Below are 19415 nucleotides of genomic sequence, written 5' to 3'. Positions count from 1 at the left end.
CTCCTCGGGTGGGCATGCTCACAGGGTCGACCCGTGCCGAGGAAGCGGGCGTGGAAGCCAGCGTGGTTTTTTCTTGCCCAAGGCTTAAAAAAATGGGCAGCCAGCCCGCTGATAACGCGGACTATACTGCAAGCGTTATCTTATCGGGTCCTGACATGAGCGTGCTGACCCTCAACCTGCTCGGCGATCTCGAAGTGGTTCGGGACGGGCAGGTATTGGCACTGCCTCCGTCACGAAAGACCCGCGCCCTGCTCGCCTACCTGGCCCGCCACTCCCGCCCATTGAGCCGCGAACACCTGTGCGACCTGCTGTGGGAGCTGCCCGACGACCCGCGGGGCTCGTTGCGCTGGAGCCTGTCGAAGCTGCGCCGCCTGGTGGATGATCCAGACAGGCACAGGCTCAGAGCAGACCGACTCGGCGTGAGCCTGGACGCCAGCGACATCGACATCGACGTAGTCGGCCTGCATGCGCTATGCCACGATGGCTTGGCGACGGCAGACATCGAAGTGCTCGAACGCGCCGTTTGCCGCTATCGTGGCCCCTTTCTCGAAGGCCTGGAGCTGGATCGCTTTCCCGACTTTCATGGCTGGTGCCTGGCCGAGCGCGAAGCCGCCATGCGTGCCCAGACCACCCTGCTGACGACACTGGTCGGGCGACTCGCGGATATGCCAGAACGCGCCCTTCCCCATGCCCATGCCTGGGTGCGTTTCGCCCCCTTCGACGAAGCGGCACGTGCGCAGCTGGTGCGTCTGCTGCAGACATTGCACAGGCCGCGTGAGGCCGAGCAGCAGTTGCAACTGGGTGTGCGTCTCATCCGCGAGGCGGGCTTGCCGCTCAACGGCCAGCTGCTGCGTGCCTGGCGGGAGAGCAAGCAAGCTCAAGGCCCCCTGCCGGCCAGTACCGACACGACGTTTTCACCTCGCTCTACTCCCGATCGTGGCCTACCTGTCCTGGAGGGAGATACCCTCGAAGTGATGCGCTGGGCGGCACTGCTGGCCCCCGAACCCGACCCGGCCACCCTGGGCCAGGTCTCGGGGCTCGACACCAACCGTATCGGCATGGCCCTGGAAGTAGCGGAACGCCACCAGTGGCTTTCCACCGGCCCTCAAGGGCTGCGCTTCACCCGCAGCGAAGTGGCCGCCGAGCTGTACGAAGCAATCTCCCCGGCACGGCGCCAAGCCATGCATCGCCGTGTTGCCGAATGGCTGGCCGAAGCGCCCCTCAACGATATGCGGCAAGCCACACAGCTGGCCCACCACGCCCATGCCAGCGGCGACATCGAATTGGCCGCCCGTGCGATGATCGAGGCCGGCCGCTTCTGCCTGCGCATCTTCGCCAACGACGAAGCCCAGCGCTTCGCCCAGCGAGGCCTCGCGCTGACCGAGGACATGACCGGTACCCGGCGCGTGTGCCTGGCCCTCGAGCTGCACGAAATTCTCTACAGTGCCGCCCCCTTGGCGGACTGGGAAGCCGGCGCTGGCGAAGTGGTCGCGCTTGCCGAACAGGCCCTGGAACACGGCGCCCTGGCCCATGCGCGACTCGGCTACCAGTTGGCCAGTCATATCCGCTGGGCCCACGGCCAGTGGAGCGACGCGCATGAGCAGACACTGCAGGCGGAACGTGCAACCCGCTGCGGCGAAGGCCGCGAGCAAGTCATCGCCATGGCCGAAACCGCCCGCTGCCTGGCCATGCTCGAGCGCGACCTGCACCAGGCGACTGCACTGCTTGCCCAGGCACGCGAATTAGCCATCCGGCAAAATATCGGCCATCCCGCCATTCCCTTGGCTCAAGGCCTGCTCAGCCTGCATGAAGATCGCTTCGACAAAGCGGGGGCTTACTTCAAGGAAGCCCGCACCCTGTGCAAGGCCATGGGCGACAAGCTGGGCGAATTCCAGGCCCAGGAGACGTTGCTGCTGATGGACTTCGAGCAGGACGACTACGCACAGGCTCGAGAGCGCTGCGCCCAGTTGCGTGAACTCGGCAAACGCCTGCGCGATGGTAGCGAGGCGCCCTATGCCGCCGCCGCCGAAGCCTTGTGTCACTATGCCCTGGAGGACGACCCCGACCTATTCGGCGTCGCACTCGTCACCCTGCGTCACGCCGATGCCCGCCATCGCCTGGCCGTTCTACTGTTGCAGGCGGCACGAATCGACTTAACCCGCGGAAGAGCCGAAAGCGCCAGGCAGCGCGCCAGCGAAGCCCTGGAGCACGCCCGGGTACTGGAGCGTCGCAGCGAGCAGCTGCTGGCCCATGCCCTGTTGGCCGAGTGCGCCCGGCGCCTTGGCGACACGGCCGGCTGGAGACACCATGCCCAGGTCGCCGAAGCGCTGGCACGGGCACCCGTCGCCGGCTGGGCTCGGCGCCGCTGGCAAGCGCTGCGGGCTCAGCCCGCAGCTGGAGGCGAGGCATGATCGACGTGATCCTGGAGCGCGGCTTCGACAAGCCCCTCGAATCGCAACTGGTGCGCTCGCTGAGCGAGGCAGCCCAGCCATGCTTCCACCTCCATCGGATCCAATGGCAGGAGAGCCTGCTGGCACGGGACGGACGCCGCCTGGTCTGCCATTTCCAGGCGCCCGACGTGGAATCGGCACGCATCGGTCTGCGCCAGGCTGGCGCCGATGTCAGTTCGCTGTGGGGCAGCACCGTGCACGATGCCCCCAGCCTGAGTGCCACGGATCTGGTAGCCGCCAACGTCATGGTGGAGCGCCGCTTCGCCGCCGCGGTGACCTTTGAGGCGATCCAGGCCCTGGAAGATGCCGGGGCCGCATGCCTGGACAATCACCAGGTGCGCTTCCTGCGCACGCTCTTCTCGCTCGACCGGCAACGCATGCTCTGCTTCTACCACGCCCCGGATGCCGAATCGGTACGCCTGGCACAGCATCAGGCCGGTATGCCGGTTGCCCGCATCTGGCCCTTTCAGCGCATTGCACCGTAGTGGATTCCACGCAGCCGATCTGAAAAACCACGCCCTCTCCCACGCTGGCTCACACCTAGCCCACCGAATCTCGCGCTTGACCGCTGACGGTCAACCCATGACGAGACAAAACAATACGACGAGGAGAGTCTAGATGCATATCGCCACCCCACAGATCGACAACGGCGTCAACGTTACCGCCCTGCTGGGCGCCCGCGAGGCGCTGTCCCAGGCCCCCCAGGCTGCCCGTTTCACCTGGCGCGCCCACAGCGAGTGGGTCCGCGGCACCCATACTCGCATTGCCGTCGAGGACTTCCATGGCCTCGGTGAAGCACAGCAGCACCGCTCACGCTTCACCTACAATGCGGACCACCCCGAGGTGTTCGCCGCCGAGGACCATGGCCCCACCCCGGTGGAATACGTGCTGGTCGGCCTGGCCGCCTGCCTCACCGCCGGCATCGCCGCCGTGGCCCAGCATCGCGGCATCCAACTGCGCTCGGTCAAGGCCACGGTGGAAGGTGACATGGACATCCAGGGCATCCTCGGCATGGACCCCGACGTCCGCAACGGCTTCGACGACATCCGCGTGTCCTTCGAGATCGACGCCGACGCCAGCCGTACCGACATCGAAGCGCTGGTCGCCCAGTCGCAGAAGCGCTCCGCGGTCTACGACCTGCTCACCAATCCCACTCACGTGAAGGTTAGTGTGAAATGACCGCAGGGCTTCCACGCCCGCCGCAGCGCCCGGCCCGCGTCGTGACCACTGTGGTCATCGGCGCGGGACACGCCGGGCTTGCCATGAGCCACCACCTGGCGCGGCGCGGCATCGACCACGTGATCCTGGAGCGCGGCGAGGTGGCCAACGCCTGGCGCAATGAACGCTGGGACTCGCTGCGCCTGCTCACGCCCAACTGGCAGACGCGGCTGCCCGGTCAAGCCTACGGAGGACCGGAACCGGAAGGCTTCATGAGCATGCCGGAACTGGTCGCCTTGCTCGATGGCTATGCACGGGGCCTTTCGGCCCCGCTGCATACCGGCACCGAGGTGACCTCGGTACGGCCGGCGGACGGTGGCTACCGAGTGGTGACCCAGCAAGGCGCCTGGCGCTGCCGGGCGGTGGTAATCGCCACCGGCGCCTGTCAGCTTCCCGTCGTGCCCACCATGGCCGGAGCCCTGCCGCCCTGGATTACCAGCCTGACGCCCCATGCATATCGTCGCCCACAGCAGTTGCCGCCGGGCGGCGTGCTGGTGGTGGGAGCCTCGGCCACCGGCGTGCAGTTGGCCGACGAGATCCAGCGCAGCGGCCGCCCTGTGACGCTTGCCGTGGGGCAACACCTGCGTCTGCCGCGGCGCTACCGCGGGCGAGATATCCAATGGTGGCTGGAGCACGCAGGCATGCTCGACCAGCGCTTCGACGAGGTGGAGGACCTGGCCCGCGCCCGGCGCCAGCCCTCTCCCCAGTTACTGGGCAGCATTGAGCCGCAAGACCTGGACCTCAACGCCCTGAGCGAGCGCGGCGTACGACTGGTCGGCCGCCTGGCGGGTCTGGCCGGCACCCGGCTGCAGTTCTCGGGCTCGCTTGCCGTGCACTGCACGGCGGCAGACCTCAAGCTAGCCCGGCTGCTCGACAATCTGGACGCCTGGGCCATCGCCCATGACTGGCACGACGTCCTGCCTGGCCCGGAGTTCCTCCCCCCCACGCGGGTACCGCAGCGGCCCTGCCTCGGCCTCGACCTGGCAAGCGGCGAAATCCGCACGGTGCTGTGGGCCACCGGCTACCGGCCCGACTTCAGCTGGCTGGACGCGCCGGTATTCGATGCCCGCGGGCGCCTGCGGCACAAGGGCGGCATAGTGGCGCCAGGCCTCTACGCCATGGGTCTGCCCTTCATGCGCCGGCGCAAGTCGGGAGCCATCCACGGGGCCGACGATGACGCCCGCGATCTCAGCCACCACCTCTCAGGCTGGCTGGCCACGGCAGGACGGCGTCACGACTCCTTTGCCTGACGGTGCTCGGGAGCAGATGGATGTTGTAAACCAAAGAACCCAGCCGCTCGCACGGAGCGGCTGGGTCTTGCTGATCGTTCGGTCTTCTCCTGTCAGGTAATTTCGCCCAGCCGAAACAGAGCTTGTGGCGATTTCTCCATGATATATCGGCGGTCGTTTTCATTGCTGACCCAGCCGGTCAGCCAGTCCAAGGTATCCCGGTAGCTATGCTTGCCTTCATGGCGAGTCCAGGGCCAGTCACTGCCCCAGACCAACCGTTCACGTCCCAGCTCATCGAGAAGCGCACGAACGTGTGGTCTCAGATCATGCACAGGGGAGCGGTAAGGGGCCGACAGCTTGACCCAGGTACGACCGCCTCGGCCCGCCTCCAACAAGAGCCGAAAACCGCTGTCGGCAAAGGGGTCGGCCTCTACGGGCAGCCCCAGATGATCGATGACCAAGGTGACACCGTGCTGGTGCAGCGCCGGAAAGAGTTCGGGGAGGCGATTCCCCTCCAGGTGCAGTTCGAGGTGCCAGTTCAACGCCTTGAGGCGATCCAGGAAATCGATCCATAAGGGATCGTCCAGATTCGGCAGCTCACGGCGCCGTTCGATGAGATTCCAGCGCACACCGACGATGCCTGCAGCATTCAGTTCACTCATCTGAGCCAGGCCTGCCTCCTTGGGCAGCTGTACCACCCCCCGGTAGTTCTTACCGAGTTTGCCCAAGATCTGCAGCAACTCGCGGTTGTCGTTTCCCAGGAAACTGGGCTGCACGAGCACCCCGCCGCTAAGGCTGCATGCCTCCAGATAGCCCTGCCACTCGTCGAGCGGTGCCGGCTGCAAGGGCCGATAGTTGGAGCCCTTGGCCTCATCCACCCGGGCGTATACATGGGCATGGCAGTCGAATCCTTGCGTCACTCTCGATTCCTCTCCGTCTGGTCGCCTGCGCAGGGGACCTGTCATCAGCACGCCGACTAGACTTAAGTCTAGTTCTCTAGAGAACTGGTTGACTAGAAGTATACACTGGTCTTTAGTGACAGCAACAAGACAGGCGAAACCCGCCGGGAGAATCACTCATGCAAGCGCTGCATAACCCTCGTACTGATGGACGCCTGCCGCTATACGCCCGTCTGCGCGATCAACTGGCATCTCGGATCGCCAATGGCGAATGGTCGCCCGGCGACATGATCCCGTCCGAGAACCGCCTCGCCGAGGAGTACGGCGTCGCCCTGGCCACCATGCGCATGGGGCTCAAGCAGCTCGTGGACGAAGGCTTGCTGGAACGCCGACGCGGAACCGGCACCTTCGTCAAGCAGCCGGCGTTTCGTGCTGACCTGTTCCGCTTCTTCCACGTTCATGACGTGGAAGATCCCGACGGCCCGGTGATACCCGAGAGCCGAATTCTTACTCGCCAGAAGGTCGACTTGCCTCCCGAGGTCAAGCGGGCTTTCGGCGACGACGCTGGCGCACGCTGCCTCAAGTTGGAACGCGTGCGTCTCTGGGCCGGAGATCCCCTGCTGTTCGAGGAGATATTTCTGCGCCTGCCCGATTTCGATGGACTGTTGTCACTCGATCCCAAGGAGATGGGGCCCCTGCTCTATCCGGTATTTCTGCAGGAATTCGGGATCCTCATCTCGTCTGCAACGGATGAGCTTTCGTTCGGTACCGCCACCTCGGCCAGCGCCAAGCATCTGGCGCTACCTGCCAATTCACCGGTTGCCGTCATCGAGCGCGTTGCGCGCAACCCGGTGGGTCGTGTCATCGAGTACCGACGCGTGCATGGCCGCCCCGAGCGGTTCCGTTATCGCGTCACCCTCGGCGAACAACCCACCTGATGCAATGGCGCAGTGCCCGCATCCCCACTGATTCGAAACGACAGGTACAACAAATGAAAACCACGCTGCTCATTACCGCCGCCGCCATTTCAGCCGCTGCCTTCACCCCCGTCATGGCAAGCGACTACCCCAACCGCCCTATCGAAATCATCGTGCCGGCGCCTGCCGGTGGCGGCACGGACAACGTCGCCCGGATGCTCAACCAGTACCTCGAACAGGAGCTGGGCCAGCCCGCCGCCGTGCTCAACGTTGCCGGTGGCGGTGGCGCCATCGGGGTCAACCAGCTAGCCCGGTCGCGTGCCGATGGCTATATCCTGCTCTCCACCTGGAACAGCCCCATCACCACGGTGCCGCACATGCAGCGCGTGCAATATTCCTACGAGACGCTGACCCCTATTACCAGCACCTCGCAGAGTGCCTACACCCTTTGCGTATCGCCCGATTTTCCTGCTGAAAACGCCGAGGAGTTCCTTGCCGAGCTGCAGGCCAACCCCGGTCACTACACCTATGGCAACGATGGCGTCGGCGGCACCATGCGCCTGGCCGCCGAGCGCATCTTCAACGCCTTCGACATCACCGCCCGCCCCATCCCATTCGGCGGCGCCGGCGAAACCCTGCAGAACTTTCTCGGTGGCCATGTCGACATCTACGGTGGCTCCATCACGCCGGTGCTGCCCTATGTCGAGGATGGCAAGGCCAAGTGCCTGCTCGTGACCTCTGCCGATGACAACGCAGCCCTGCCCCAAGCATCCGGGCTCGCGGCCCTTGGCCACCCGGAGCTGGAAACCGTGCTCTGGCGCATGATGCTGGGCCCGGAAGGAATGGACCAGGAGCGCACCGAAGTGGTCGCCGACGCAGTGGCCCGTGCCGTGGAACACCCCGAATTCCAGGACTTCCTTGCTGCCCAAGGTGAAACCCTCAACCTGGTGCGAGGGGAAGAACTGCGCGAGCGGCTGCGCCTGGAGACGGAAGCCATTGGCGAAACCCTGGAAAACCTCGGCCTCAAGCAACACTGACCTGTGCCTGCACAGGGAGCCAACATGTCCATAACCTACAGAGATCTCTTCTCTGGCATCGCCTTCCTCATCATCGGTGCCACCACCGCCTGGATAGGGAAGGACTTCTATGCCGACGCCGCCTACATTCCCATCGGAGCTGGAGCCCTGATGGGAATGTTCTCGCTGCCCCTGATCTGGCGCAGCTCGGTGGACCTCCTCGCCAGAGGCCCCAGTCGCCAGCCCGTCATGGCCTTGGTGGACCACCCCGGGCGCTTCCTGGCCACACTGGGCTGCTGCTTGGTCTATTACGTGGCCCTGCCAGCCGTGGGCTTCTACACCACCAGCGCCCTGTTCATCACCGTGTTGGCGCCTGTGCTGGGAGAACGACGACCCGTGGTAGTCCTTAGCATAACCCTGGTCTTCATCACCCTGCTGTATGGCCTGTTTGCCGTGGTGCTCAAGCGCCCCCTGCCCGTCGAGTTCTTCCTCGCTTCGTAGAAAGGGTGTCCCCATGTTCGAATCACTGTTGAACGCGCTCCCGGTAGCGCTGCAGCTCGGGTCGCTGGTCAGCCTGGTCGTTGGCACCCTGATCGGCATCCTGATTGGCGCCCTGCCGGGCCTCAACCCGGTCATGGCCATTGCATTGATGCTGCCTCTGACCTACGGGTTCGACCCCATCATCGCCCTGGGGCTGGTGGCCGGCATCTACAACGGCTCCATGTACGGCGGCTCCATCCCGGCCATCCTGCTCAATATCCCGGGTACACCTGCCGCCATCGCCACCACCTTCGATGGCTACCCGATGACACGCAAGGGACAAGGTGGACTCGCCCTCAAGACTGCGTGCTGGTCCTCCGCCATCGGCGGTATCGTCAGTGCCCTGGCCCTGATGACATTGGCCCCCATGCTCGCCAAGGTAACCTTGGCCTTCGGTCCCTCGGAGTATTTCTGGGTAGCCATTTTCGGCCTCGTCAGCATCGCCGTCCTGGTCGGCAAGGACATCAGCAAAGGCATGATCAGCGCCCTGCTCGGCGTCATCATCGGCCTGGTGGGGGTCGACGCCATCAGCGGTGAAGAGCGCTATACCTTCGGTACCCTCTACCTGGTGGGTGGCTTCGAGCTGCTCATCGTCCTGATCGGACTCTACGCCTTACCTCCAGTGCTGGAGATGGCGGAAAAGCGCAACGAATCCTACTTCAACGCCGATAGCTTTCGCGTCACGGCCGATGGCGGCAGCCTGGGCCTGGTGCGGCGCTACTGGCGCACCTGGACCCGCTCCTCGGTAATCGGCGTCTGTGTAGGCATCCTGCCCGGTGCCGGCGGCAACCTGGCGGCACTGCTCAGCTATAACGAGGCCAAGCGCAAAGCACCGGATCCCGAGACCTTCGGCACCGGCAATCCGGTCGGCGTCGCCGCGGCCGAATCCGGCAATAGTGCCGACAATGCCTCGGCCATGATCCCCTCCCTAACGCTGGGCATACCCGGCAACCTGATCGCCGCCCTGGTCTTGGGTGCCCTGATGATCCACGGACTTCAACCTGGGCCGCAGCTGTTCACCCGCTCGCCCGATGTCGTCTTCGGCTTCATGTGGCAATTGCTGCTGACGGCCATGCTGCTCCTGCTGCTCGGTGGCATGGTTGCCACTCGCCTGTTCGCCCAGATCCTGCGCATGCCCACTGCGTTGCTGGTACCCACCACCATGGTATTGATGGCCATAGGCATCTACACCGTCAACGGCAACGTGACGGATCTCTACGTCATGTTGGCCTTCGGCCTGGTCGGCTACTTGCTCAATCGGCTCGCTTTCCCGTTGGCCCCCGTGGTGCTGGGAGTCCTGTTGGGCCCCATGGCCGAGCAGAACCTGCGCCTGTCCATGCTGATCTCCCAGAACGATTGGACGGTCCTGTTCACCCGCCCCATTTCCCTGGGCATCATCGCTCTCCTTGCGGCAGTCCTGCTCTCCCAGCTCTGGAAAGCATTGCGTCAGAGGCGACGCCTGTCCGAAGCCTGAACAGGGGTGCCATGTGAAAACTCTGGTCATCGAAGACAACCCGAACCTGGCCACCTCCATCGCCACCTTTCTCGAGGAAGCCGGGTTCCAGGTGGAGACCTGCGGCGATGGCCGGAGCGCCGAGCTCATGCTGCGAACCCTCTCCTTCGATTTGATCCTGTTGGACCTGGGGCTGCCCAAGCTGGATGGCATCCATTTGCTCCGCCGCCTGCGCAGCCGGCATGACAAGACACCCGTGCTGATCATTTCGGCACGGGACGCCCTCGACCAGCGGGTACTGGGTCTGGAAGAAGGCGCCGACGACTACCTGGCCAAGCCCTTCTCGCTGGTGGAGGTGGTTGCCCGGGCGAAGGCTCTGGTACGCCGGGCCAAGCAGTTCGGCGAGAACAGCCTGCAGTGCGGCGACATCGAGCTTCCTTCCGGCAGCCCTGCCGTGCTGGTGGGTGGGCAGCCGGTCACGCTGCATCGCCGTGAGCGAGAAGTGCTCGAGTACCTGCTGATCAACCAGGGGCGCCTGGTGAGCAAGGCGCAGCTCGTCGACCGCCTCTCTGACCTGGACGACACCCTCACCCACAGCGCCGTCGAGACCTACATCTCGCGACTGCGCAAGAAGCTGGGCGACAGCATCCAGCTACGCACCGTACGCGGGCTCGGCTACCTGCTCGACGACAAGCCCAGCTGATATGACCTCCATACGCTCGCGCCTGCTGCTCTGGATCGGCCTGCCATTCACCCTGGTCGGCCTGCTGACGCTCGTCACCAGCTACTACGTGCTCTCCCGCCAGATAACCGAAACCTTCGACGACATGTTGCTCAACGCCGCAGAGCGCCTGGAGCGGCGAATCTATTCGGTAGATGGCGAACTGCGCATCAACATGCACTACTTCAGCATCAGCACCCTGGGCAGCCGGGGGGATGGCAAGATCTTCTATCGGATCCGCGACGCCGAAGGCAACATCCTGGCTGGCTTCGACGGCCTGGCGGACCCTCCCGGGCCGCTCGAAGGGCCGCTGTTCTACGACACCCGCTACGCCGGCAACACGCTGCGCGCCGTGGCCACCACCTTTCCCGTGGTCCGAGCGAACCGCAGCGGGCAGATCGAGGTTATCGTTGCCGAATCCACCGAAGCGCGGGAGAGCCTGATCAACGAGTTCCTGTTCACGCTCACGATCCTGATCGCCATCGGCGGCTTACTCGCCGTGACCATCGCCCTGCTGGCCATTCATCGCGGCCTGGCGCCGCTGCGCGCGATCAGCCGCTCGCTGCGCCGTCGCTCACAGAACGATCTCGAACCAATCCAGGCCGAGGTGCCAAGAGAGGTTGCCACCCTGGTCGCCAGCATCAACGGCCTGATGCAGCGCATGCGCCAGAGCATCTACAACACCCAGCAGTTCAACGCCGATGTCTCGCATCAGTTGCGCACGCCGCTGTCGGAGATTCGCGCCCTGGCGGAGCTGGCCGTGAGCCGCTCCCCCGCCCCCGAGGCCAGGCACGACCTGCACGAGATCGGCCGGATCGCCGAGCACGCCGGTTACCTGGTTCAGCAGTTGCTCACCCTGGCCAAGGCGCGCCATGAGTTGGTGGACGCCTCGGCCATGACCGAGTTCGATCTCGCCGAGATCTGCCGCGAGGCCTGCGCCGAGGCGATCTCGCGCATCTACCAGCGCGGCCAGGAGCTGGAGTTCTGCGCCGCCGAGGCGGGCAGCCGGATCTTCGGCGACAGCGTGATGCTACGCTGGCTGGTCCAGAACCTGATCGAGAATGCCAGCCAGCATGCAGGTGGCGGTCAGCCCTATCGTGGCACCATTTATGTTGCCGTTTCCTGCAACGCCAAGACGGCACGGCTGCGGGTCAGCGACGACGGTTGCGGCGTAAGCGCGCAACAACTGACCCGACTGACCGAACGTTTCTTCCGCGCCAGCCCCGAGACGCCAGGCAGCGGCCTTGGCTTGGCCATCGTCGACGAGATCGCCCGCGCCCACGGCGCCACGCTGGAGCTCGACAGCCCGCCCGGATCGGGACTCACGGTGACCGTGACCTTCCCGCTTTCTAGCGCGCCATTCGTTGGCTGAGCGCTATGACCACCGGCGTGGCCAGGATCAGCAGCAGCAGGCGCAGCACGTGGTGGGTCACCACGTAGATAGGGTCGACATCCAGCGCCACCGCAATCACCGCCATCTCTCCCACCCCACCCGGCAGCAGCGCCAGCAGAGCCGCCGCAAAGGAATGAGGCGTGAAGGTCGACAGCAGCCAGGCGGCGGCTACCGCCATCAGCACCGCGTAGAGCCCGAACAACAGGCCGAAGCGCCCCACCTGGACGACCCGCCGCCAGGGCGTACCGGCAAAGCGCGCGCCCACCGAGCTGCCCAGCACCAGGAAGGTCGCGACCAGCAGCAGATCGGGCAGCACCACGCCATGACCCAGCGTTGCCAGCACCGCACCCACGGCCATGGGCCCGAGGAACTCCGGCAGGGGGAAGCTCAGCAGCCGGCCCAGCCACCAGGAGGCCGGGGCCAGCACCAGCAGCGAGAGGTTCTGCCAGCTCACGCCGTTGCCCTCGCCGAGCACGATGCCACCGGCCAGGTAGCTGGCCATGAAGGCCGCGGAAGCCACCACGATCACCAGGCGCATGGCGTGGGTGATGGCGATCCAGCGAATGTCCACGCCCAGGCGCTCGGCCAGTATGACCGTGGCATTCATGCTGCCCGGGAAGGAGCAGAACACGGCGCTCAGCCGGCTCATTCCACTGTGGGAGAACAGCCAGGCGCCCCCGGCCAGCATCACGCCCATGTAGGCCAGCATGGCCAGCACGCTGGGGTACCATTCCAGCAGGTGCGACAGCTCGTCGAGCTCGATGCGATTGCCGATGAACAGCCCCAGCATGGCGATGGAGCCGCGGTGCAGGCGCTTGTCGATGCCCGCCCTTATACCGGCCAGCGAGGCGATCAGCACTGCGAACAGTGGCCCCAGCATCCAGGCCATGGGCAGCGAGACAAGGGCGGCGATGCCGCCGCCCAGGGCTCCGATCAAGAGTGTCGAGACGGTACGCCGCGCCATCGCTCAGGCGCCGAGCGGCTGGCGTCGCCGCCGGAACCAGTTCACCAGGCGCTGGCCGAACAGCGAGACCAGCAGCAGCGCCAGGATGATCAACGTCACCGGGCGCTCCAGCACGTAGGCCAGGTTGCCGCCGCTGATCTGGTAGGAGTGCAGCAGCGATTTCTCCGCCATGGCGCCCAGCAGCATGCCGATGACCGCGGCGGGCACCGAATAGCCGTAGTGGCGCAGCAGCCAACCCACCACCGCGAAGATCAGCACCGTGGCGGGGCCGGTCATGTTGCCGGTCAGGCCGAAGGAGCCCATCACCGCCAGCACCAGCACCGAGGGGATCAGGTAGCGCATCGGCACCTTGACGATGTTGGCCAGCAACGGAATGAACAGCAGGCCGATCACCATCAGCAGGAACACCTGGGCGAAGTTGGCGAAGATGATGGCGTAGACCACATCGGTTTGCTGGCGGATGAACTGCGGCCCGCCGGTGATGTTGTGCATGGCGAAGGCCGCCAGCATTACCGCCGTGGCCCCGCCGCCCGGAATGCCCAGCGCCAGCAAGGTGGCCATGGAACCCGCCTCGGAGGTGCTGTTGGCCGACTCGGAGGCCACTACCCCCTTGGGATTGCCCTTGCCGAACGAGGAAGGATCCTTGTCGCGGCGCTGGGTCTCCACGTAGGAGAGCAGGTTGGAGACCGACGAGCCGACCCCAGGCACCGCCCCGACGAAGACCCCGATCAGGCCACCGCGGATCATCACCCAGGGGTAGCGGATCGCCATCTTGCAGCCCTGGAAGATCTCCCCGAGCTTGACCTTGCGCGCGGCCTCCGACTCGACGATGAAGCCTTTGTTGGCCAGTTTGAACAGCTCCGAGGCAGCGAACATGCCCATCATGGCGGGGATCACCGGCACCCCGTCGAGCAGGTAGGGCTGACCCAGGGTACCGCGCGCCATGCCCAGCTCGTTGAAGCCGATGGTGCCGACCAGCAGGCCGATGAAGCCAGCCAGCAGCCCCTTCAGCACCTGGTCGCCCTTGAGGCTGGCGATCAGCGTCATGCCCCACAGGATCACCGCGAACATCTCCGCCGGCCCCAGCTTCAGCACCATGAAGGAGAGCGGCTGGATCATCACGAACAGGATCAGGTAGCCCATCAGCACGCCGATCACCGACGAGGCCAGCGCCACTCCCAGTGCCTGGTTGTGCTTGCCCTGGCGCGCCATGGGGTAGCCGTCGAAGGCGGTGGCGATCGCCGAGGAGGTACCGGGTATGTTCATCAGGATGGCCGGGATGCCGCTGCCGAAGGAGCCCCCGGTGAAGATCGCGGTCAAGAACAGCATCGCCTGCACGAAATCCATGTACAGCGTCATGGGCAGGAAGATCGCCATGGCCATGGAGATCTGCAGGCCCGGCGTGGCACCGAAGATCAGCCCGATGACGATACCCGGAATCACGACCATCCACGGCGAAAAACTGGTGAACAGCAGGGCCAGCCCCTGCTCGACGGCGACAAGATCGATCATGGTGTCACTCCCTCAGCCCTGAAGGACCAGCATGTGCATGGGATAGGGCAGCATCTGCGCGAAGAAGAACGCCGCGCCGAAACCGAAGGCCAGGCTGTAGCCGCCCAGCAGCAGCCAGTTGCGCTCGCCCTTCATGACCAGGTACAGCGCAACGAACAGCACCGTGGCCACATCGAACCCCAGGATTTCGAGCGAGATCACGTAGGCGGCGAAGAGCCCCACCACCGGCAGGGTGCGGTGCAGCGGCTCGCTGTCGTCAGCCGGCCGGGTGAATAGCGTGCCCCGCTTCAGGCGCAGCGCCACTTCCAGCAGCACGATGGCCAGCACCACAATGGAGAGCGGCAGGATCAGCAGAAGATTCTGTACGGCCGAGGAGACCCGGATGGCATCCAGCAGGTACCACAGGGTAAAGCCGGCCAGGGCCATGAGGACCAGCAGGTCCCCATAGTCGCGTTTGTTGGTGGACATGGGACGACTCCAGGCGGCCCCGACCATGGCTGGCCGGGGCCGCATCATGCAACGGGGATCACTTCAGCAGGTGGGCGTACTGCTCGAAGACTTCGTAGTTCTCGCGCATCAGCTCATTGGAGCGCTCGGGGCCGACCCAGACGCCGCCGATGTCGTTGGTCGAGAGATGGTCCTGGACATCCTTGCGCGCCAGGGTGTTCTGGATCGCCTCGGAGAGCGCCTCGAAGCGCTCGGGGTACTGACGCTCCATCTCGCTGCTGACGGCGAAGCCACGCATCGAGCCCTGCAGCACCGGCACTTCGAGGTCCATCGGCTCGAGCGCCTCGTTGATGGGGGGAGCGTCCCACTGCTCGACGCGCTCATCGCTGATGACCGCCAGTGGCGTCAGGAACTCGCGAATACCCTCGCTGCCCTCGGCGCTGATCGAAGTGAAGTGCACCTGGCCACCGGCCACGGCAGAACGCGCCTCCCCGCCGCTGTTGTAGGTGACCAGGTTGAGGTTCTCCTGGGGAATGCCCGCCTCTTCGAGCAGCAGCCGCACCATCAGGTGGCCGGCCGAGCCCTGCACCACCGAGCCGCGCACCTGGCCGGGGTTGTCGCGGATCTCCTCCAGCAGCGAAGGCAGGTCCTCGAAGCCGCTGTCCTTGTTGGCGGCGATCAGGTCGAGGTCGAACCACTGGAAGTTGATGAAGGAGAAGTCGTCGATGGCATAGGAGGCCCCACCGGTCAGGATGGTGTTGGTCAGGTAGGGCGCGAAGGTGGAGGCGTAGAGGGTATAGCCATCGTCCGGCCGCGACAGGATGTAGTTGGCGGAGATCTGGGTGCCCGCCCCCGGGCGGTTGGTGACCCGCACCGGAACGCCCAGCTCTTCGGACAGGAAGTTGGACATGGAGCGAGCCAGGCGGTCGGCGCTGCCGCCGGTACCGAAGCCGACCACCAGGTCAACCGGGCGGTCCGGGAAGTCGTCCGCCGCCACGGGAGCCGTCAATGAAAGCGAAGCCAGCAGGGCCGCCAAGGTGCCGGTCATGAGCACCTTCCGCCCAGTTTGGGTGATTCGTTCGAACATGGCGTATACATCCTCATTGTTGGTTTGGTTCGAGGACTCGCCTCGACAGCGCCAACTCTAGAGGGCCAACCTGTCACCAAGCTTGCATGCATCTCATCTTCGACCATTGTCTAAGTTCCCAGCCGCCCCAACATCTCCTTCAACTCGTTGGCCACGAAGCGTGGCTCTACGCACTCGTCGAGATGCCCAGCCGCGAAGCCCAGAAAGCCCAGCGCAGCATGAGGCAGGCGACGGTCGCGGCGCACGATGAACTGCCAGTGGCTCTCGATCGGGAAGTCGGTGACCGGCAGGATCACCAGGTCGGGGTGTTCCGGCGGCAACACGTGCTCGGAAAGCACGGTCAGGCCCATGCCGGCGGCCACGCCGACGCGAATCGCCTCGTTGCTTGCCATCTGCAGGGTCGGCCCCAGCGATAGGCCGTGTTCCTGCAGCCAGCTCTCGAACATCATGCGAGTGGCCGAGCCCGGCTCGCGCAGCAAGAAACGCTCGCCCAGCAATTCACCCATGGCGATGCGCTCGTGATGGGCCAGAGGATGGTCATGGGGCGCCACCACGACCAGCGGGTTGCGCAGGAAGCGTCCGGCCAGGGCATGCGCTAGCGAGGGCGGGTGGCTGAATACGTAGAGGTCGTCGTCCTGGCGTTCGAAGCGCGTGAGCATCTGGCGGCGGTTGCCGATGTGCAGGGTCACGTCGACCTCGGGAAAGGCCTGACTGTAGGGGCCGAGCAGTCGCGGCAATACGTATTGGGCGGTATTGACCAGGGCGATGCTGAAGCGGCCGCGCTCGCCACCGCGCAGCGCCTCCAGGTAGTCCTGGAAGTCGTCGAAGCGACCCAGCACCTCGCGGCTGGCGCGGTAGAGCTCTCGCCCCGCTTCGGTGGGCACCAGCCGACCCTGCCGCACGATCAGCAGCGGCTCCCCTACTGCCTCGCCCAGCCGCTTGAGCTGCTGGGACACGGTCGGCTGGGTCAGGTGCAGTTGGCGCGCGGCCTCGCTGACCGAGCCACTGTGCACCACGGTGGCATAGACCTGCAGCAAGCGAAACGTCAGATGGCGTACGTTCACGGCGCGCTCCGAAAAGACCTACATAGATGATCATCTATGCTATTCGCCTGAATATTCAATTGGAATCCATATCACGCACTCCTCACAATCCGCGACTACCCTGCCATTGCGCTTCAAGAAAAAGAGAGCCCCATGCCAGACATCGTCGTGATGTTCTTCCTGCTCGGCCTGCTCGCCGGCGTCGTGAAATCCGATCTCACCATTCCCAAGGCCGCCTACGACACCCTGAGCCTGCTGCTGATGCTGACCATCGGCCTCAAGGGTGGCATGGCGCTGTACGGCAATCTCGGCTGGTCGCTGATACCGGAACTGCTCGCGGTCGCCCTCCTGGGGGGGCTGATCCCGCTGGCTCTGATGCCGATACTGCGCCGCCTGGTGCGACTCTCGCCAGCCGACAGTGCCAGCATTGCCGCCCACTACGGCTCGGTCAGCGCCGGTACCTTCGCCGTGGCGCTGGCCTTCGCCGAGAGCCGTGCCCTGCCCATCGGCGCCGAGGTCACCCTCTACCTGGTGATGATGGAGCTGCCGGCGATCATGGTCGCCATCGCGCTGTTCCGCCGCTACTCCGGCAAGGATTCCAGCGAAGCCCTGCAAGGCATCTGGCACGAGACACTGACCAACCGCGGCGTGATCCTGCTGGCCGGCGGCGCGGTGATCGGTGCCATGTACGGCCCGATGGAGGGCGCCAACGTCACCGACCTGCTGATGGGTGCCTTCCACGCCGTGCTGGCGCTGTTCCTGCTGCAGATGGGCCTGACCGCGGCGGAAACCCTGCGCCCCATTCCCTGGTATCACTGGCGCCTGCTCACCTTTGCCCTGGTGGCGCCGTTCGTGCTGGCCATGGCCGGCCTGGCCGTCGGGCTGATGCTGGGCCTGCCCACCGGCTCGCTGATGATCCTCACCGCCCTTGCCGCCAGCGCCTCGTACATCGCCGCCCCGGCCGCCATGCGTACCGCCATTCCCCAGGCCAACATCGGCCTGGCCATGCTGGCGGCGCTCGGCTTCACTTTCCCGCTGAACGTGATCGTGGGCATCCCCATCTACCATCAGCTCGCCATGTGGCTGGGCTGAGCCTGTTGCCAAGCCACCGGTCACGTTGGCCGGTGGCGCTCGCCCCAACCTTCTGCCACGCTTCCCTTTACTCCCTGCTTTGCGTTCCTTTCCCGTGCCGCATCTTCGACATTCGTCGCACCCTTCAAAGCTGCACTTTACGTTAACGTCAACCTCACCTAGTCTAGTACCATTCGTAAATAGCACTGCGCGTTGCGCCTGCGCGGCCCGCATCACCAGACAGCTGGTCCACCACTGACACTAGGGAGTTCCGCCGCCATGTTCACGTCCTACAAGCCCCTCGACTTCGGCCTCGATGACGAACTCAACATGCTGCGCGACCACGTGAATGCCTTCGCCCGCGACGAGATCGCCCCGCGCGCCGCCGAGATCGACGAGAAGAACGAGTTCCCCAACGACCTGTGGCGCAAGTTCGGTGACATGGGCCTGCTCGGCATCACCGTGCCGGAAGAGGACGGCGGCAGCGGCATGGGCTACCTGGCGCACTGCATCGCCATGGAGGAGATTTCACGGGCCAGTGCCTCGGTAGGCCTCTCCTACGGCGCGCACTCCAACCTGTGCGTGAACCAGCTCAAGATCAACGCCAGTGCCGAGCAGAAGGCCAAGTACCTGCCCAAGCTGATCAGCGGCGAGCACGTCGGCGCGCTGGCCATGTCCGAACCGGGTGCCGGTTCCGATGTGGTCTCCATGAAGCTGCGCGCGCGCCAGGACGGCGACCGCTATATCCTCAACGGCAACAAGATGTGGATCACCAATGGCCCCGACGCCGACGTGCTGGTGGTCTACGCCAAGACCGACCCGGAAGCGGGCTCAAAAGGCATCACCGCCTTCATCATCGAGAAGGGCATGCCGGGCTTCTCCACCGCCCAGAAGCTCGACAAGCTGGGCATGCGCGGCTCCAATACCTGCGAGCTGGTGTTCCAGGACTGCGAAGTGCCGGCCGAGAACATCCTGGGCGAGGAAGGCAAAGGCGTGCGCGTACTGATGAGCGGCCTGGACTACGAGCGCACCGTGCTCGCCGCCGGCCCCATCGGCATCATGCAAGCCGCCATGGACGTCGTGGTGCCCTATATTCACGAGCGCAAGCAGTTCGATCAGTCCATCGGCGAGTTCCAACTGGTGCAAGGCAAGATTGCCGACATGTACACCACCCTGAACGCTTGCCGCGCCTATCTCTACGCCGTGGCGGCCGCCTGCGACCGCGGCCAGACTTCCCGCAAGGACGCCGCCGGGGTGATCCTCTACTGCGCCGAGAAGGCTACCCAGGTGGCACTGGACGCCATTCAACTGCTCGGCGGCAACGGCTACATCAACGAATACCCCACCGGGCGCCTGCTGCGCGACGCCAAGCTGTACGAAATCGGCGCCGGAACGAGTGAGATTCGCCGGATGTTGATCGGCCGCGAACTCTTCAACGAGTCCAAGTAAGGGAGC

At 65.1% G+C, this 19415-nt stretch carries 18 protein-coding genes; 12 read left to right on the top strand and 6 right to left on the bottom strand.

What is annotated here, in order from left to right; translation table 11 throughout:
• Positions 1-155: 155 nt before the first annotated feature.
• From SPH52_RS05845 to SPH52_RS05830, 4 genes are all read left to right on the top strand, one after another.
• On the top strand, positions 156-2411 hold the full coding sequence (locus SPH52_RS05845) for a hypothetical protein (RefSeq protein WP_411794052.1): 2256 nt from the start codon (positions 156-158) through the stop codon (positions 2409-2411).
• On the top strand, positions 2408-2935 hold the full coding sequence (locus SPH52_RS05840) for a DUF4242 domain-containing protein (RefSeq protein WP_411794051.1): 528 nt from the start codon (positions 2408-2410) through the stop codon (positions 2933-2935). The genes SPH52_RS05845 and SPH52_RS05840 overlap by 4 nt, the downstream gene beginning before the upstream one ends.
• 133 nt (positions 2936-3068) lie before the next feature.
• Complete coding sequence (locus SPH52_RS05835) at positions 3069-3629, top strand: OsmC family protein (RefSeq protein ID WP_411794050.1); 561 nt, start codon at positions 3069-3071, stop codon at positions 3627-3629.
• Positions 3626-4918 (top strand): NAD(P)-binding domain-containing protein, encoded by a 1293-nt coding sequence (locus tag SPH52_RS05830; protein WP_411794049.1) that lies wholly within the window; start codon positions 3626-3628, stop codon positions 4916-4918. The genes SPH52_RS05835 and SPH52_RS05830 overlap by 4 nt, the downstream gene beginning before the upstream one ends.
• A 92-nt stretch (positions 4919-5010) precedes the next feature.
• On the opposite strand, the gene SPH52_RS05825 is transcribed toward SPH52_RS05830, so the two are convergent.
• A complete protein-coding gene (locus SPH52_RS05825) occupies positions 5011-5817 on the bottom strand; it encodes an amidohydrolase family protein (protein WP_411794048.1) in 807 nt (268 codons plus the stop codon).
• Positions 5818-5975: 158 nt separating this feature from the next.
• Between SPH52_RS05825 and SPH52_RS05820 the strand changes: the two genes are divergently transcribed.
• The 6 genes from SPH52_RS05820 to SPH52_RS05795 are packed head-to-tail and all read left to right on the top strand — an operon-like array spanning position 5976 to position 11815.
• Entirely contained in the window at positions 5976-6734 is a 759-nt protein-coding gene (locus tag SPH52_RS05820; protein ID WP_411794047.1) for a GntR family transcriptional regulator, read from the top strand.
• A gap of 53 nt (positions 6735-6787) precedes the next feature.
• Complete coding sequence (locus tag SPH52_RS05815; RefSeq protein ID WP_411794046.1) at positions 6788-7750, top strand: tripartite tricarboxylate transporter substrate binding protein; 963 nt, start codon at positions 6788-6790, stop codon at positions 7748-7750.
• Between the two features lie 24 nt (positions 7751-7774).
• Positions 7775-8230 (top strand): tripartite tricarboxylate transporter TctB family protein, encoded by a 456-nt coding sequence (locus SPH52_RS05810; protein WP_411794045.1) that lies wholly within the window; start codon positions 7775-7777, stop codon positions 8228-8230.
• A gap of 13 nt (positions 8231-8243) precedes the next feature.
• Positions 8244-9743, top strand: a complete 1500-nt coding sequence (locus SPH52_RS05805; RefSeq protein ID WP_411794044.1) for a tripartite tricarboxylate transporter permease — start codon at positions 8244-8246, stop codon at positions 9741-9743.
• Positions 9744-9756: 13 nt separating this feature from the next.
• Positions 9757-10425, top strand: coding sequence for a response regulator transcription factor (locus SPH52_RS05800; protein ID WP_411794043.1), 669 nt, complete (start codon positions 9757-9759; stop codon positions 10423-10425).
• Position 10426: 1 nt separating this feature from the next.
• Positions 10427-11815, top strand: coding sequence for a sensor histidine kinase (locus tag SPH52_RS05795; RefSeq protein WP_411794042.1), 1389 nt, complete (start codon positions 10427-10429; stop codon positions 11813-11815).
• Here the strand turns inward: SPH52_RS05795 and SPH52_RS05790 are convergent.
• From SPH52_RS05790 to SPH52_RS05770, 5 genes are all read right to left on the bottom strand, one after another.
• The gene (locus SPH52_RS05790; protein ID WP_411794041.1) at positions 11793-12800 is read right to left on the bottom strand and encodes an AbrB family transcriptional regulator; all 1008 of its coding nucleotides are present in this window, start codon (positions 12798-12800) and stop codon (positions 11793-11795) included. The two genes, SPH52_RS05795 and SPH52_RS05790, sit on opposite strands and share 23 nt — an antisense overlap.
• 3 nt (positions 12801-12803) lie before the next feature.
• The gene (locus SPH52_RS05785) at positions 12804-14312 is read right to left on the bottom strand and encodes a tripartite tricarboxylate transporter permease (protein WP_411794040.1); all 1509 of its coding nucleotides are present in this window, start codon (positions 14310-14312) and stop codon (positions 12804-12806) included.
• Positions 14313-14324: 12 nt separating this feature from the next.
• Complete coding sequence (locus SPH52_RS05780) at positions 14325-14780, bottom strand: tripartite tricarboxylate transporter TctB family protein (protein WP_411794039.1); 456 nt, start codon at positions 14778-14780, stop codon at positions 14325-14327.
• A gap of 58 nt (positions 14781-14838) precedes the next feature.
• Positions 14839-15807, bottom strand: coding sequence for a Bug family tripartite tricarboxylate transporter substrate binding protein (locus SPH52_RS05775; protein WP_411794038.1), 969 nt, complete (start codon positions 15805-15807; stop codon positions 14839-14841).
• Positions 15808-15956: 149 nt separating this feature from the next.
• Positions 15957-16910 carry a LysR family transcriptional regulator gene (locus tag SPH52_RS05770; protein ID WP_411794037.1) on the bottom strand — a complete coding sequence of 318 codons (954 nt, stop codon included), beginning with the start codon at positions 16908-16910 and terminating at the stop codon, positions 15957-15959.
• A 132-nt stretch (positions 16911-17042) separates the two neighbouring features.
• Between SPH52_RS05770 and SPH52_RS05765 the strand changes: the two genes are divergently transcribed.
• A complete protein-coding gene (locus SPH52_RS05765; RefSeq protein ID WP_411794036.1) occupies positions 17043-17981 on the top strand; it encodes a sodium-dependent bicarbonate transport family permease in 939 nt (312 codons plus the stop codon).
• Between the two features lie 258 nt (positions 17982-18239).
• A complete protein-coding gene (locus tag SPH52_RS05760) occupies positions 18240-19409 on the top strand; it encodes an isovaleryl-CoA dehydrogenase (protein WP_411794035.1) in 1170 nt (389 codons plus the stop codon).
• Positions 19410-19415: the final 6 nt, after the last annotated feature.

The sequence above is a fragment of the Halomonas sp. A29 genome, from assembly GCF_046723295.1.
Classification (GTDB): Bacteria; Pseudomonadota; Gammaproteobacteria; order Pseudomonadales; family Halomonadaceae; genus Halomonas.
Note: the sequence above shows the minus strand (reverse complement) of the source record. Positions and strands in the feature narration are given on the sequence as shown.